This is a genomic window from Candidatus Avelusimicrobium luingense, from assembly GCF_902757105.1.
GTDB classification, from domain to species: domain Bacteria; phylum Elusimicrobiota; class Elusimicrobia; order Elusimicrobiales; family Elusimicrobiaceae; genus Avelusimicrobium; species Avelusimicrobium luingense.
In genome coordinates this window covers 158,357-172,603 of the sequence record NZ_CACVTK010000002.1, presented here as the reverse complement: position 1 = coordinate 172,603, position 14,247 = coordinate 158,357, and the positions used below count along the sequence as shown (strand labels likewise).

The 14,247-nt window shown below is 44.4% G+C and carries 14 protein-coding genes; 12 read left to right on the top strand and 2 right to left on the bottom strand.

The genetic code is table 11. The features are described 5' to 3' along the window. Window position 1 precedes the first annotated feature (1 nt). The 4 genes from ACQY3H_RS02295 (at window position 2) to ACQY3H_RS02280 (ending at window position 4,397) form a co-directional block, all read left to right on the top strand. Window positions 2-565, top strand: coding sequence for an ATP/GTP-binding protein (locus tag ACQY3H_RS02295; RefSeq protein ID WP_428074444.1), 564 nt, complete (start codon window positions 2-4; stop codon window positions 563-565). A gap of 14 nt (window positions 566-579) precedes the next feature. Beyond that, window positions 580-957 (top strand): SEC-C metal-binding domain-containing protein, encoded by a 378-nt coding sequence (locus ACQY3H_RS02290; protein WP_428074442.1) that lies wholly within the window; start codon window positions 580-582, stop codon window positions 955-957. Window positions 958-1,096: 139 nt separating this feature from the next. Beyond that, complete coding sequence (locus tag ACQY3H_RS02285; RefSeq protein ID WP_428074440.1) at window positions 1,097-3,463, top strand: sodium-translocating pyrophosphatase; 2,367 nt, start codon at window positions 1,097-1,099, stop codon at window positions 3,461-3,463. A gap of 82 nt (window positions 3,464-3,545) precedes the next feature. Next, window positions 3,546-4,397, top strand: a complete 852-nt coding sequence (locus tag ACQY3H_RS02280; protein ID WP_428074438.1) for a hypothetical protein — start codon at window positions 3,546-3,548, stop codon at window positions 4,395-4,397. 67 nt (window positions 4,398-4,464) lie between these two features. On the opposite strand, the gene ACQY3H_RS02275 is transcribed toward ACQY3H_RS02280, so the two are convergent. Then, the gene (locus ACQY3H_RS02275) at window positions 4,465-4,995 is read right to left on the bottom strand and encodes a ferritin-like domain-containing protein (protein WP_428074436.1); all 531 of its coding nucleotides are present in this window, start codon (window positions 4,993-4,995) and stop codon (window positions 4,465-4,467) included. A gap of 334 nt (window positions 4,996-5,329) precedes the next feature. After that, entirely contained in the window at window positions 5,330-5,773 is a 444-nt protein-coding gene (locus ACQY3H_RS02270; protein WP_428074434.1) for an LNS2 domain-containing protein, read from the bottom strand. 116 nt (window positions 5,774-5,889) lie between these two features. Here ACQY3H_RS02270 and ACQY3H_RS02265 point away from each other — a divergent pair, with 116 nt between their 5' ends. The 8 genes from ACQY3H_RS02265 to ACQY3H_RS02230 all read left to right on the top strand — a co-directional run bounded on the left by ACQY3H_RS02265 (window position 5,890) and on the right by ACQY3H_RS02230 (window position 14,178). Next, window positions 5,890-6,336 (top strand): hypothetical protein, encoded by a 447-nt coding sequence (locus tag ACQY3H_RS02265; protein ID WP_428074432.1) that lies wholly within the window; start codon window positions 5,890-5,892, stop codon window positions 6,334-6,336. Beyond that, on the top strand, window positions 6,323-7,204 hold the full coding sequence (locus tag ACQY3H_RS02260) for an agmatine deiminase family protein (protein ID WP_428074430.1): 882 nt from the start codon (window positions 6,323-6,325) through the stop codon (window positions 7,202-7,204). The genes ACQY3H_RS02265 and ACQY3H_RS02260 overlap by 14 nt, the downstream gene beginning before the upstream one ends. Next, on the top strand, window positions 7,182-7,961 hold the full coding sequence (locus ACQY3H_RS02255) for a hypothetical protein (protein WP_428074428.1): 780 nt from the start codon (window positions 7,182-7,184) through the stop codon (window positions 7,959-7,961). Before ACQY3H_RS02260 ends, ACQY3H_RS02255 begins: the two co-directional genes overlap by 23 nt. Before the next feature lie 135 nt (window positions 7,962-8,096). Continuing rightward, window positions 8,097-8,585: a MarR family winged helix-turn-helix transcriptional regulator gene (locus ACQY3H_RS02250; RefSeq protein WP_428074426.1), complete on the top strand. Its 489-nt coding sequence runs from the start codon at window positions 8,097-8,099 to the stop codon at window positions 8,583-8,585. A gap of 1 nt (window position 8,586) precedes the next feature. Further along, a complete protein-coding gene (locus ACQY3H_RS02245) occupies window positions 8,587-11,997 on the top strand; it encodes an acyl-[ACP]--phospholipid O-acyltransferase (RefSeq protein WP_428074424.1) in 3,411 nt (1,136 codons plus the stop codon). 12 nt (window positions 11,998-12,009) lie between these two features. Continuing rightward, window positions 12,010-13,329: a radical SAM protein gene (locus ACQY3H_RS02240; RefSeq protein WP_428074422.1), complete on the top strand. Its 1,320-nt coding sequence runs from the start codon at window positions 12,010-12,012 to the stop codon at window positions 13,327-13,329. After that, window positions 13,323-13,541 (top strand): hypothetical protein, encoded by a 219-nt coding sequence (locus ACQY3H_RS02235; RefSeq protein ID WP_428074420.1) that lies wholly within the window; start codon window positions 13,323-13,325, stop codon window positions 13,539-13,541. Before ACQY3H_RS02240 ends, ACQY3H_RS02235 begins: the two co-directional genes overlap by 7 nt. Window positions 13,542-13,545: 4 nt before the next feature. Further along, the gene (locus ACQY3H_RS02230) at window positions 13,546-14,178 is read left to right on the top strand and encodes a prolipoprotein diacylglyceryl transferase (protein ID WP_428074418.1); all 633 of its coding nucleotides are present in this window, start codon (window positions 13,546-13,548) and stop codon (window positions 14,176-14,178) included. Window positions 14,179-14,247 lie beyond the last annotated feature (69 nt).

The following is a 14,247-nucleotide window of genomic DNA, read 5'->3' as shown; positions in this document are numbered from 1 at the left end:
TATGAAAAAAATCGTTTTAACCGGCGGCCCCAGCGGCGGCAAAACAACGGCCCTTTCTATTTTGAAAGAGACGTTCGGTAACAAAATTGCACTTGTGCAAGAAGCGGCGACGCTTGTGTATAGTGGCGGTTTTCCCCGTAAAGATAACAGCCCGGTACATATTGAGCACGCTCAAAACATTATTTTCTATACCGTACACCAGTTAGAGCAACTGGCCGAGCGTACATCAGATGCTAAAGTCATGGTCTGTGACCGCGGCTCTATTGACGGAGCGGTATATTGGCCGTACGGGCCGGAAGATTTCTTCAAGGCCATGGGAACAACTTTAGAAAAAGAGTTGGCTCTTTATGACGGGGTAATTCACTTGTCGCCACCGCCTGAGAAAGATTTTTATCAGGCTACGAATGTCCGTACGGAAAACTTGCAACAAGCCTTTGAAATTGATGACAAAATTTTGAAGATCTGGGAAAAACATCCCAACCGCTTGGTTATTCCGCGTGAAAAACATTATTTTGAAAAAGCGGAAATTATTAAAAATTTTATAGAGCAGTTAATTTCTAAATAAATTTGAGGAGTCGTATGATTTGGAATCCGTTTAAGAAAAAACAAAACGCGGATAAGTCCGCGCCGCAAAAAAAGGAATCTATAGAGGAACGCATTGAACGGGAAATTGATGCCTTGCCGGCTATGCTTAAAGGCAAACTCAAAGATCCGCAAGTCAAAAAGCGTTTTATTGATATCGCCAAACGTATGGAACAAGATGGAGTGGACTTTAAGAGTATCCGCCAAATGAAAAAGTGGATGAAAACCCACGAAGCCGAACTGCGTGCCGAAGGCGGCGCACCGGTGCAAAAAGTGGAAACCGTCGTGCATGAAGGCCCACGTGTCGGACGTAATGACCCTTGTCCGTGCGGAAGCGGCAAAAAATATAAGAAATGCTGTGGTGCGGATAAATAAAAATCTATTGTTTTGAAAAACATCCCCTGCCAATTGGCGGGGGATGTTTCTTTTGTTATCCGGTAAGGCTTGCACATTTTGAGCGGGATTCTTATAATATAGATAGTCGGGTCGTCATCTTAAAAATAAGGAGAAAAACATGTGGTACGGAATTGGTTCCCTACGCTGCTTTGAACAGTACGCATTATTTGGTGTGCTTTTCATCGCTTTGTTAGGGTTATTGTATGCGTTATTCTTGCGCAAGCAAGTGATGAGTGAAGATAAAGGCACTCCGGAAATGATTAAAGTATGGAGCGCTATTGAAGAAGGCGCAAACGCCTATCTTAAACGGCAATTAAAAACAATTTTGCCGCTTATCGGATTATTAACTGTTTGTTTGTTCTTATCGGTGTATATCGTTCCTGTTTCGCAAGATTCTATGGAACGCTTTGCCGGATTATCTCCCGAAAAAGTAAAACTGATTGCCGCGTTTGGTCGTGCGGGTGCTTTTATTTTGGGGGCGGTATTTTCTCTGCTCGTAGGGCAACTGGGTATGCGTATTGCCGTAGATGCCAACGTGCGCGTGGCCGCTGCTTCTAAACGCAGTTTCGGCGATGCGCTCCGTATCGCGTACCGGGCCGGAACGGTAACCGGGATGCTCACCGACGGGCTCGGTTTGTTCGGCGGAACAATTATTTTTATTATTTTCGGTATTGCCGCGCCGGATGCGCTCTTAGGTTTCGGTTTTGGCGGAACGCTCCTCGCGCTCTTTATGCGTGTGGGTGGCGGTATCTATACCAAAGCCGCTGATGTAGGGGCGGACCTCGTCGGTAAAGTAGAGGCCGGTATTCCGGAAGATGACCCGCGCAACCCCGCTGTTGTAGCCGATCTGGTAGGTGATAACGTGGGTGATTGCGCCGGTATGGCAGCCGATATTTTTGAATCGTACGAAGTGACGATTGTGTCCGGCTTGATTTTGGGTATTGCGTTATGGCGCATTACCGGCCACCACGAATGGATTGTATATCCTTTGCTCGTGCGCGGTATCGGGGTGTTGTGCTCTATCATCGGTACATACGCGGTGAAAGATTCCAAACGCTCGGCCGGAAACGCGATGAAGGCTATTTTCAAAGGATACTCCATTTCCGCTGCCATTTCCGTGGCGATTTTCGGTGTGCTCGCTTATTTCTATATGGCCAATGTGCCCGGCGGTTGGTGGCGTCCGTTTGCGGCCACAACGATCGGTATTTTGCTGGCCATCTGCATTGACCGCTTAACCGAGTATTTTACCGGCACCGACGGAAAACCGGTTCAAGAAATCAAAAAAGCCACCGCAACGGGTTCGGCTACGACTATCTTGTCGGGTATTGCCGTCGGTTTTGAAAGTGCCGTGTGGACGACGCTTGTGATTGCGGCGTCTATTTTCTTATCCGTTGTTGTTTTCGGTACGATTGATGGTTTATCGCCTGTGGAGAAATTCAACTTCATTCTTTACGGCGTAGCCATGACCGGTATCGGTATGCTCACCTTGACCGGAAACAACGTGGCGATGGACTCGTTCGGGCCGATTGCCGACAATGCTAACGGTATCGGAGAAATGAGTTGGCACGGGCAAGAAGATGACGAAACAAAAAAAGCCCGCCAAATTATGGCCGACTTGGACGGTGTAGGTAATACAACCAAAGCCATTACCAAAGGGGTGGCCATCGGTTCGGCCGTCATTGCGGCGGTGTCACTCTTTGCGTCATATATGGTGGACGTCAGTAACGTACAACGTTTGTTAAATGATGCATGGGCCGCTAACGGTGTAGATAAAGCCTTGACGCTTTTATCCGAAGTGGGTATTGTGGTGTCCAACCCGGTGGTGTTTGTGGGTATGCTAATCGGTGGGGCGCTCCCTTGGTTGTTCTCGTCGTTTGCGATTAACGCGGTCAGCCGTGCTGCGGCGCTTATCGTGCAAGAAGTACGCCGCCAATTCAAAGGCGGAGTGCTGGAAGGTAAAGCCAAACCAGATTATACGCGCGCCGTTAATATTTCTACGATTGCCGCGCAAAAAGAACTCGTCATTTTGGCTTTACTCGGTATCGTGTCGCCGATTGTGGTAGGACTTGCGTTTGGCGTAGAAGCCTTGGGCGGTTTCTTGGCCGGAATTATCGTTTCCGGGCAACTCTTAGCCGTGTTTATGTCCAATGCGGGCGGCAGTTGGGATAACGCCAAAAAAGTGGTGGAAGACGAACCGTCCGATATTGCCGCTAACACCGGTAAAGGTTCCGAACGCCACAAAGCCAGTGTTGTGGGCGATACGGTAGGCGATCCCTTGAAAGATACCGCCGGTCCGGCTGTTAACCCGTTGATTAAAGTGGTAAATATGGTAGCGGTAATCGTTGCACCGATTATCGTGAATTACCACAACGATTATACGCCGCTGGGCAAATTCGGTTGGATGGTTGTGATTGCGCTACTGGCTGTGCTGAGTTGGGCAATTTTAACAAGCAAAAAACCGGCGCAAGACTTTACGCAAAAGTAAAGACTTCCCATGTTTGTTTTGCCCCCGCTCGGTAGAGCGGGGGCTTTTTTGACAAATGATTCTTTTTTGCTATGATATAGATATGATACTCGTATTGTCTCTTATTATTGCAGGCTGTGTCGTCGGATTAGTGGCTACAACGCGTTCCCGCAGCGCGCAACTGGCCCGTATCGCGCGCGGAAACGGTTGTGCGTTTGATAAACGTAAAACGTCGGTTACTACGCAACTGACGGCCGGACGTTTGGAGTTTTTTACGCAATTTTTTCATCAATACGATAATGTGTTCACTTGTTCGGATAATGTGGCATTTATCCGTTGGGCCGACGATACTATTTTTACGGATGATAACCCTAAAACAAAACCGATACCCATTACTATTTTTACGGCGGAACTTAAAAAACGGGAATTTCCTCTCTTAAAAGCCGCGCCGATTTCGTCGCCGTTTGCCGCGTCACAACAGGCGCTGATGAAAACAAATATCCCCGCCATAGATACCGTTTACCAAATGCATGCACCGTCGGCAGCTTCCTGCGTGGTGCTTACCCCTATGCTGATCGGTTTATTCAAAACGCAATCGCACATTTATTTGGAATTAAATGACAATGCCTTGGTGTACCATGAACATCGGTTGATCCCCGTGGAAGAAATAGAAGCATTCCGTTTCCGTGCTTTACAAATTTTAGGTGAATTGGAAAAATTAGTAGAGCGAATGGAAAAAGGGAACGATGCAAATGAGAAAAAAGAAACCGCCGTGCAAGATGCCGCTCCTGATGTGCGCGCTATGGCTATGTTGCAACGTTTCGGAGCCGAGGGTATGCCCACAACGGCTAATCCGCCTATGTGGCGCGGTTTTTGGTTTTTATTGCTGGGCCTTATTTTCTTAGGAGTTACCTTTTTGTCGTGGTTTGCTATACGCAATTGGGTCGGACAATAAAGAATCATTTATAATCGATATAAAAACAGCCCCCGAAAGGGGGCTGTTTTATAAAACATAGGAGTTTCTATTTCTTCTTACACCCGCAAGAGGTATGATCGGGCAACATTACTTCATAATCTTTTCCCAAATCTTCCAATTCTTGCTCGTGTTCTATCTCATCTTGCAAAATCTGACGAACAATGTGCGCCGTAATCATATCCTTATTAAATACGTATTTAAGAAGTTTATTATACACTTCTATCGCACAACGTTCCGCTTGCAAGTTTTGCTTAAGCACTTGTACCGCGTCGTGATTTTTCGGCTCTAAATACCCGCACGTGCTTTGCTTGTACCACTCTTCCGGACTTAATACCGGCGTACCGCCTAATTCAATAATGCGTTTTGCTAGTTTTTGAGCGTGGTCTAATTCTTCGTTGGCGTGTTCTTCCAATTCGGGCCGTAACGTCGCTGCCATTAATCCACATACGATTTGTGCTCCCACCCAATATTGGTAATAAGCCAACCACTCATCACTAAAGGCTTGATTAAGTAGCCGAATTACTTCTTCTACATCTAATCCGGCATCGGTTACTATTTTGCGTCCGATCATCCCCATATTTTAATCCCCCGGTTTAATCAAATTCGCCCCGTCTAAACTGAAACGGTGCTAATCTAGTATATCACTTCATTCGTCCGCGCTAAGCCTAAAAAAAGGGTTAGAATTTGAAAATAAAGTCGTGTTGACTGGTTCCGATAAATTAAGTAAGGGCAAGATTTTATCGTCGGTGAGCGTATGAGCAAGTCAATTAAATAATTGTGCCTATTGGTCGGCGCGCGTGGTATGAGTAGGCAGATGTCGGTGAGAGTAAAATAAATGCTACCGATCTTCTTTGGTACGGTACTTGGTTTTGATAAACTGCGAAAAACTGATGTGTTGGGGGACAGCCATTTTAAAAATCTCCCCTGTTGCATTGCAGACAAGTAATGCCGTTGGCGCGCCACATATCCACGACGCTTTGGCGGTCATCCACGGTAAATAAAATTTCTTTACCTTGTGCCTGTAATGATTTCAAAATGTCTTGTTTGACTTCACAATCGTGTCTAAAATCTGTATTTTTTCTCATCAGCAACGTATCAAACGGAATGTTATGAAACGCCAGCCATGTTTCTGTTACTTTGCGGAAACGCTCTTGCCGACCGGATACCAACATAATCTCATAGCGTTGGCTTGCATATAACGTACGGTAGAGTTCAATGATAGGCGTGTTGGGCAAATCTTGATCCATATGGGCGTTAAAACTTTCCCAATCTTTTGTGCCGTTATGTAAAAACTTATCCCGGCCGTTCAAATCGGCTAAGGTGCCGTCTATATCAAAAATAATTGTTTTCTTCATATTTACCTCATTGTAGCATAAGAAAAGTGTATAAAACAGTAGCGACAAGGTGGTGTCGCAACGATTTGGTATCTTATAAAAAGTCATTTCATAGTAGGCTTAAATAAGGAGTTATTATGTGTTGGAAATCTATAAGAAAAATGAATTGGGATAAAACATATCATCATATTGGCGGTGCTAAATATAAGGCGTTAAAAATAAGCATGGTGTATATGGGGTTGGATAATTTTGACGTGGATATCCGGCGGGACCGGCAAATTGATTTTGCCGGGTTGCGGTTGGCTGTGACGATACTGGGATTGGAAATAAGTGCGCACCTGTATGATTACCGCCGTTGGAATGAGCAAGAAAATAGATTTTGTCTGACAGAAGGAAAACTCCGATCAAAGACGTGCCCGGTGTGGAAAAAAATACTTAAAAAACTCGGGCCGTTACGTTGGAAATTCCAAAATCTTCTCATGAAGCGCCTGCATTGTATAGCCTGGCATGGTATGATTTTGCCGATGGAACAACGTGCCGGAGTGTTTTTGAAATTACGGAGGATATATAATGGCAAGGGGTGAAATTATTTATGTGGCCAAACCTACTTGGTACACGGAAAAGACATATCCCGGCCACGCGAAATTTTACGAGCATTTTGCAGCGCAATTAAAACAATTTCACGAAGTGCGTGCGTTGGAACTACCCGATATTTGGGTGCGTGATTTTTTGCCCGTGCAAAACATGCAAACCAGAGAGTTGTATCAACTTTTTTTTGACCCGCGTTATGCCAATTATACGCCTAAATTTACGGCGGCGATTCGCAAACAGGTGCGAGATGCTTTCCCGCACGCTAAACCGTGTGATGTGCGTATGGACGGGGGAAATGTTGTGCTGGCCCCTGACAAAAAACAGGCGTTTTGCTTGGAAAAACAAACGATTTTCCACAAATCAAATCCCGCGCAAAAAGAACGTGTGGAACAAGAATTAAAGCGTGCGCTAGGTGTGCAGAAAATAGTATGGCTGCCGCAGCAAAAAGATGACAAAATCGGCCACATAGACGGTTATATTCAATTCGTGGGTGATTTTTTAACGGAAGGGACAATAGCATTGTATGGCGAGTTGGCTATCGCCCCGTTATTAGACTGTAAAGCAACGGATATATTACGCGGGTATGCTAAAGCCAATGGGTTGGATATGTGCCGCCTGTTGTGTGCCGGTAACGAAGAAGATTGGCTTAGTGCCAAAGGGCTTTACGTGAATTTTTTGGAAACTTCGCGCGCCGTGTTTGTGCCGCAATTTAATTTGCCCGAAGATGACCGTGTTATTGATATAATGAAAAAATACACCTGTAAACCGCTGGTGAGGATAGATTGCGAGCAGATTTCGCAATATGGCGGAGCGGTACATTGTTTAACCAGAGAATATAATGAATACCAACGAAACTTTTAGTAAATTATGTGATGATTTGCCGCAGCGCAAAAATGCCTTTGATAAATTTAATGCGTTGGCCGCTTATTTGTTTGAAAATTGTTGCCTAAAGGTACTGCCGGAAAATCGGGAATTTTATTTTACCGAATTGGAATTTTATTATGAAAGCCCGGAACATCCGGATAAATTCCGTCACAATTCTGCCTTGCAAGGCAGCCGCGGGAAAATTTATTGGCATAGAAGCGGAATAGATATTACTATCGGGGATGGTGAAAAAAATATTTTCGGCGGCGTGCTTGTGCGTGGTATTAAAGAGCGCAAGCAAGACGGCTCTTGGGAATATAAGACGGGCCCGCTTAAATTAGTGTCCGATTTTATTTTGCCCTCTTTGGGAATCAAAAATGCCGTGTATGCGGGGCGTCAAAAGTTGGTACCGGGCATCAGAAGAATCAACCCCGCGTCCGAAGAATTAGTACAGCAAAAAGACCGACTTACCTTTGCTTGTGTGGGGGCTGGTTTGCCTTGCGATATATGGCAAAGTTTTCGGGTGGGGTTAAACAAAAAGAAGTTTTCATCCGCCGCAGATTTTATTTACCGGCCTTACCGGTATCGTATCGATGTAGATAAAGATACAAGCGCTTTACTGAAAGATAAGGAAAAAATGTTCTTTATTTCCGCGGCATTGGGATTGGCGGCGGCGCGAGATCGGCAAGATTCATATTTGCAACTAGCGCATCAACGGGGTTGGAACGAATTGGAAAAGTATTATCTCAAATGAGTTCTCTAATTGGTATAAGACGAAAATAAAAACCCGCTTTCAAAGCGGGTTTTTTACGTTCTGTATAAGAATTATCTTTTTCTTAAAACCTACTTAATACTTGACAAATAAAAAGTTTATTAGTAAATTATTTATATGGAAACTAATAAAACCGACTTACAATCTTATGGTATCAATCCGAAGAAAGGTCGTCGCTACGAAAACATTACGTATGTGCTGGCCTTGGTGTATAACCGGTTGCAAACGCGGGTGGAAAGATATTTGTTTTCCTATGGTCTGTCTGCGGTGCAATTTAACTTGCTGATGTTGGCTGCCTATCAAAACAATGGCAAGGGCCTTAATCAAGTGGAATTGTCCAAACGGCTGATTGCCTCGGCCAGTAATATCACCAAATTGGTGGAAAAATCGGTGCGGGCGGGGTTGCTCACGCGCCAAACCAATCCGCAAAGCCGCCGTGAAAATATCATTTGCATTACCCCGAAAGGTCAAAAGTTAATTGATACGGCGTGGCCGGGATATGACCGATTGGTAAAAAGTTTGACGGAGAAAATCCCCGCGCCGCGGCGTCCGCAAATAGAACAGATTTTAAGAGATTGGTTTGTGTTACTTCAGGAGGAAAAATAACATGTTATCTTTACTTAAAACTTTTTTTAACCGTTCGTTTTTGGCTTTATTTTGCACGCAATATTTAGGTGCGTTTAACGATAATTTTTTCCGTACCGCCATGGCCACGTTTATTACGTATAAGGTTACCGAAATGTCGGCACAAAGTAAATCGGTTATTGTGTCTTTGGCGGTTGCTTTATTTATGTTGCCGTTTTTCTTATTTTCGGCGGTGGCGGGGGAACTGGCCGACAAATTCCGTAAAGATATTCTTATTAAAGCCACGAAAGTATTGGAAGTTGTTATTGTGCTTTTGGCCGGACTTGGCTTTTTAACCGTTAATGTACCCCTTTTGCTGGGCGTATTATTTTTAATGGGAACACAATCTGCCTTTTTCGGCCCTGTCAAATACAGTATTTTGCCGGATATATTAGGGGAAAAACAACTCATTGCCGGAAACGGGTTAATTGAAGCGGGCACATATGGTTCTATTTTGCAAGGTACGATTTTCGGCGGAATTATTATCGCTGCTAACGAATATTGGTTGCCGGGAATTATTTTAGGCGTAGCGGTACTGGGCTTAACAGCCAGTTTGTTTATCCCGGCGCAAAAACCGGCAAATGCCAATTTGAAAGTAGATAAAAATTTCTTACGCAGTACGTGGAAAAATATGGCCTTTGCGAAACAAAACCACAATATCTTTTTATGTATTTTAGGTATTTCTTGGTTTTGGATGTTGGGGACGGCTCTCATTGCTCAAATGCCTTCTTTGGCACATGATATTTTGAACGGTACGCCCGGGCTGTTTACATTTTTACTGACGTTGTTTTCGTGCGGAATTGGGCTTGGTTCCTTACTCTGTCAATTTTTAGTAAAAGGCGAGATTACCAGCAAGTACGTTCCGATCAGTGCGCTTTTGATGACGGTGTTTTTAGCCGATTTGGCATGTGCTACTTCGGGTTATGTGCCGTCACTATCGCCGGTAGATTATAAAGCGTTTTTATTGACATTTGCGGGCAAACGCATTACGTTTGATTTGCTCGGTTTTGCCGTATGTGGCGGTTTATATGTGGTGCCGCTTAATGCAATGCTCCAGTTTTTAGCCGACGAAGATACACGTTCGCGCGTGATTGCCACGAACAACATTATCAATTCTCTCTTTATGGTGTTGGGTAGCGGGTTCTGCGCGTTGTTGCTGTCTATGCATTTTACGATTCCGGGCGTTTTTGGAGTCATTGCGCTGCTTAACGCGTTGGCGGCTATTTATATCTGCGGGCTCTTGCCGCACCACATTATCCGCATGATTATGACGCGGATACTTAATTGGGTATATGGCGTCAAAGTCATCGGAATAGAACATTGGAAGAACTTAAAAGGAAATGCGCTTATTATTGCCAATCACACTTCGTTTTTGGATGCAGCGTTGCTGTGGGTGTATTTGCCGGGCGATTTGCATTTTGCGATTGATACATACGTCAGCCAAAAATGGTGGGTGAAACCTTTCTTGCATTTGATTAAATACTTTCCGATTGATCCCACTAATCCGATGGCTGTAAAGTCCATTATTGAAGAAGTAAAATCGGGCAAGCGGGTGGTTATTTTTCCGGAAGGGCGTATTACTACCACCGGCGGGCTGATGAAAATTTATCCCGGGCCGGCTATGATTGCCGATAAAAGTAATGCGCAACTGCTTCCTGTTTATTTGGAAGGCAGCCAATATTCTATTTTCTCGCGTTTCGGTACGCAATTAAAAACGCGTCCGCAAAGTAAAATTTCTATTACCATTCAGGCCCCGAAAACCTTAAAAATTGATGAAAACATCAAAGGCAAGGCGCGCCGTTTGGCCGCTTCCCGCGGACTCTATGACATTATGGTTAACATGAAATATGAAGCGGGCCATGCACAAGAAACTTTATTTGACTCTTTGTTAGATGCGTATGAATTGGTGGGCCGCAAGAAAAGAATTATCGGGGATGCCAGCCGCAAGTGGCTCTCGTTCGGGCAATTTTTAACGGCGGTATTTGTGCTGGGTAAACAAATTGCCAAACGCCAGAAAAAGGACAAAATGGCCGGATTTTTACTGCCGAATATGACGGCCAGTGTGGTGGCCTTTTTCGGGATGCGCGCTTTTAGTATTACTCCCTGTATGTTGAACTTTTCTACCGGGGTAAAAAATATGATTGCTTGTTGTAAAGCCGCCAAAATTACTACGGTCTTTACATCTAGAACCTTTTTAGAGCAAGGTGGCTTATTGGAAACGGCCGCCGCTCTGAAAGAAGCGGGACTTACACTGGTCTATTTGGAAGATTTGAAAAAAGGAATTACGGTTTGGGATAAAGCAGTTGGTTTATTGGCGTCTTATTTCCCGCGCCGCTATTATAAATGCGTACGCGGAAAAGTAACTTCCAAAGATCCGGCCGTGGTATTATTTACGTCGGGTAGTGAAGGCACCCCCAAAGGGGTGGTACTCAGCCACGAAAATTTACAAGCCAATTTGTTGCAAGTGCGCAGTGTGCTTGATTTCGGTATCAAAGACCGCGTGTTTAATGCAATGCCGATTTTCCATTCCTTCGGACTTACGGGGGGAACATTGCTTCCGTTGCTATCCGGCGTGACGGTATTTTTCTATCCGTCGCCGCTTCATTATCGTATTGTGCCGGAATTGATTTACGATACCAATGCTACATTGATTTTCGGTACGGATACTTTCTTCAACGGCTATGCCAAAATGGCGCACCCGTATGATTTTTATTCGGTGCGTTTGGCGGTTGTAGGGGCCGAAAAACTCAAAGAAGAAACCATCCGCAAATATTACGACCAATTCGGTTTGCGTATTATGGAAGGATACGGCGCAACCGAAACTGCCCCGGTTATGGCGGTCAATACGCCTATGTATTTTAAGCGCGGCAGTGTGGGCCGCTTTATGCCGGGTATCGAATATAAGTTGGAACAAATTCCGGGGGTGGAAAACGGCGGAAAATTATTAGTAAAAGGGGCCAACATTATGGCCGGATATTTGCGCGACAGCAACCCCGGTGTATTAGAACCTCCACAAGACGGGTGGTATGACACCGGCGACATTGTGCGCGTGGACGAAGACGGATTTGTGTTTATTTTGGGCCGCGCCAAACGCTTTGCAAAAATTGCGGGTGAGATGATTTCACTGACCGCTGTTGAAACGGAAGTGAGTGCGCTTTGGCCCAATCAAATGCACGCCGTAGTGAACGTGCCCGATGAGAAAAAAGGCGAACAGTTGGTGCTTTTTACCACTCAAAAAGACGCCCAACGCAGTGATTTATTAACGGCGTTCAAAGAAAAAGGATTGAGCGAACTGGCCGTTCCCAAAACCATTTGTCCTATGGATGAAATTCCGTTGATGGGGACCGGTAAAGTAGATTATGTAAAATTAAAAGAGATGGCATTAAATAAGTAGGACTTATCAATTATGAAACAAGAAACGCAAGCGTTGTGCCCTATTTGCTTAAAAACAATTCCCGCCGTAAAAGTACAACGGGGAAGTGATGTGTGGCTGGAAAAAACCTGTCCGCAGCACGGGACGTTTAAGGTACAAATAGCCAAGGATGCCGAGCGCTTTTTTGATAAAACGTATGACGTAGAAGGGAAACCCTTTCAAGCCGTTAGCGCTTTTAATGGTAATTGCGGCCCCGATTGCGGTTGGTGCGAGAAACATAAACAACACATTTGCACCGGCCTTATAGAAATAACGGATGCCTGTAATTTGGCTTGCCCGATTTGTTATTTCGGAAAGAAATCTGCCCGGCATATTTCGGTGGAAGAATTTAAATCCCGCTTGCAAACATTGTTAACGGTTGAGCAGGGCCATTTGGATGTGTTACAAATCAGCGGTGGGGAGTGTTTGCTGCATCCGCAATTTGGCGAGATTTTACAAACGGCTTTGCAAGCAGATATCGGACGTATTTTAATCAATACGAACGGGCTTAATTTGTTAACAGACACCGCTGTTTTTGAGTTAATTAAACAACATAAGGACCGGGTAGAGATCTATTTGCAGTTTGACGGCTTTGATGATGAAGTATATAAAACCCTACGCGGGAAATCCTTGTTAACACAAAAGCAAGAAATTTTGAAACAATTAAACGAAGCCGCAATCAAAATTTGTTTGGCGGTTACCGTCTATCAAGGCAACTTAAAAGAAATTCCGGCTATTTTGAAATTAGCCGTAGAAATGAAACATATTTCCGGTATTACGTTTCAGCGTTTAACAAAAGTGGGAAGTGCCGTCGGTAGCGTTATACCGTCGGTGTTACAGGAAGATATTTTACTGGCGGTGGCTAACAGCGGATATATGAAGTATAAAGATTTAATCCCTTTGCCATGTTCGCACGAAAATTGCACCAGTTTGGGCTTTTTGTTCTGCCAAGGCGATAACGTATATTCTTTGGGTGATTATGTAGATTTTTCCAAATGTAAATCACAAATTTCCAACCGGATTGCCTTTGATAAAACAATTTTAGATTACATGAAAAAAAATGTATGTAAATGTTTTGTGGGTCGCGTTTTGGGGAGCAATTTTATGTTGGACAAACTGCAAGAGTTCGCTCAAGGCAACGGCTCTTGCCACAAGGATATGAAAATTGTGCGTATTATTGTAAAAAACTTTATGGACGCAGACACGTTTGATTGGCAACGTGCTCAACAGTGTTGCACAGGCGTAAGTGTCGGGCACGGAAAAGTAATTCCGTTTTGCGTCCATAATGCGCTTAAAGGAGTCATAACATGGTAGAAAATAATAATTCTTCTAACGAACAAAATAATACAGAAAACCCTTTGTCTTCACTGCCGGAGTCGGTTTCCAAGACAACCGAACAAACCGGGCAACCCTATTCCGTTAAGAAACAGATAGGCATTGTATTATTGATTGTGGCCGGTGTGATTATCGGTATCCCTTTTTTGTTGTTTATGACCTGTATGGGTATTATAGCCCTTGCTAACTAATACTATGCTTGCTTACGCAATTTGTTCCAGTATCGGTTTAATCGTAGGGGGACTGTTGGCCTATAAAATACAGATGCCCCGCCCGCCGCAAGCGGTACGGTTACCTATTTATGTGTGCGCTTTTATCGGTGCTATTGTGGGCGCCAAAGTGCCGATATGGCTTTCGTACGGTTGGTACGGTTATATCTTGCAAGGCAAAAGCGTGATGGGCGGTATATTGGGCGCTTTTTTAGCGATTAACTTATACAAAAAATGTAGCGGTCATACAGGCGGTTTCGGCGGAAGGTTTGTAATTCCGTTGGCGGTTACTATCGGATTCGGAAAGATCGGTTGTTACTTAAATGGTTGTTGCGGGGGGACGTTGGCTTTTCCTGTTCAACTGCTGGAAAGTATTTTTCAATTTGTCATGGCCGGTTGTTTATATCTGTTTTATCGGCGCACCCAACGTGCCGATTTGTTATTTCCGGTGTATTTGCTATCGTATTTAGTAATGCGTTTTATTATTGAATTTTGGCGAACAGAACCCCGGGTATGGCTGCAATTAAGTGTGTACCAATGGCTGGCGGTGGCATTTATCCCGGTATGTATTTTGATTATTTGGAGACGTGCGCATGATAACGTGGATACTGCAAGTTAGTGAGCGGGCTCAAAATCCCACTCTTTTTTTGATAGGAATTATACTCATATATATAACGGGTGTTATCCT

Excerpts from the sequence above, each read along its gene's own strand:
- ACQY3H_RS02230 (WP_428074418.1), top strand. The coding sequence starts at position 13,546 with ATGCTTGCTTACGCAATTTGTTCCAGTATCGGTTTAATCGTAGGGGGA.
- ACQY3H_RS02290 (WP_428074442.1), top strand. The coding sequence starts at position 580 with ATGATTTGGAATCCGTTTAAGAAAAAACAAAACGCGGATAAGTCCGCG.
- ACQY3H_RS02285 (WP_428074440.1), top strand. The coding sequence starts at position 1,097 with ATGTGGTACGGAATTGGTTCCCTACGCTGCTTTGAACAGTACGCATTA.
- ACQY3H_RS02260 (WP_428074430.1), top strand. The coding sequence starts at position 6,323 with ATGGCAAGGGGTGAAATTATTTATGTGGCCAAACCTACTTGGTACACG.
- ACQY3H_RS02235 (WP_428074420.1), top strand. The coding sequence starts at position 13,323 with ATGGTAGAAAATAATAATTCTTCTAACGAACAAAATAATACAGAAAAC.
- ACQY3H_RS02250 (WP_428074426.1), top strand. The coding sequence starts at position 8,097 with ATGGAAACTAATAAAACCGACTTACAATCTTATGGTATCAATCCGAAG.
- ACQY3H_RS02240 (WP_428074422.1), top strand. The coding sequence starts at position 12,010 with ATGAAACAAGAAACGCAAGCGTTGTGCCCTATTTGCTTAAAAACAATT.
- ACQY3H_RS02245 (WP_428074424.1), top strand. The coding sequence starts at position 8,587 with ATGTTATCTTTACTTAAAACTTTTTTTAACCGTTCGTTTTTGGCTTTA.
- ACQY3H_RS02275 (WP_428074436.1), bottom strand. The coding sequence starts at position 4,995 with ATGGGGATGATCGGACGCAAAATAGTAACCGATGCCGGATTAGATGTA.
- ACQY3H_RS02280 (WP_428074438.1), top strand. The coding sequence starts at position 3,546 with ATGATACTCGTATTGTCTCTTATTATTGCAGGCTGTGTCGTCGGATTA.
- ACQY3H_RS02255 (WP_428074428.1), top strand. The coding sequence starts at position 7,182 with ATGAATACCAACGAAACTTTTAGTAAATTATGTGATGATTTGCCGCAG.
- ACQY3H_RS02265 (WP_428074432.1), top strand. The coding sequence starts at position 5,890 with ATGTGTTGGAAATCTATAAGAAAAATGAATTGGGATAAAACATATCAT.
- ACQY3H_RS02270 (WP_428074434.1), bottom strand. The coding sequence starts at position 5,773 with ATGAAGAAAACAATTATTTTTGATATAGACGGCACCTTAGCCGATTTG.
- ACQY3H_RS02295 (WP_428074444.1), top strand. The coding sequence starts at position 2 with ATGAAAAAAATCGTTTTAACCGGCGGCCCCAGCGGCGGCAAAACAACG.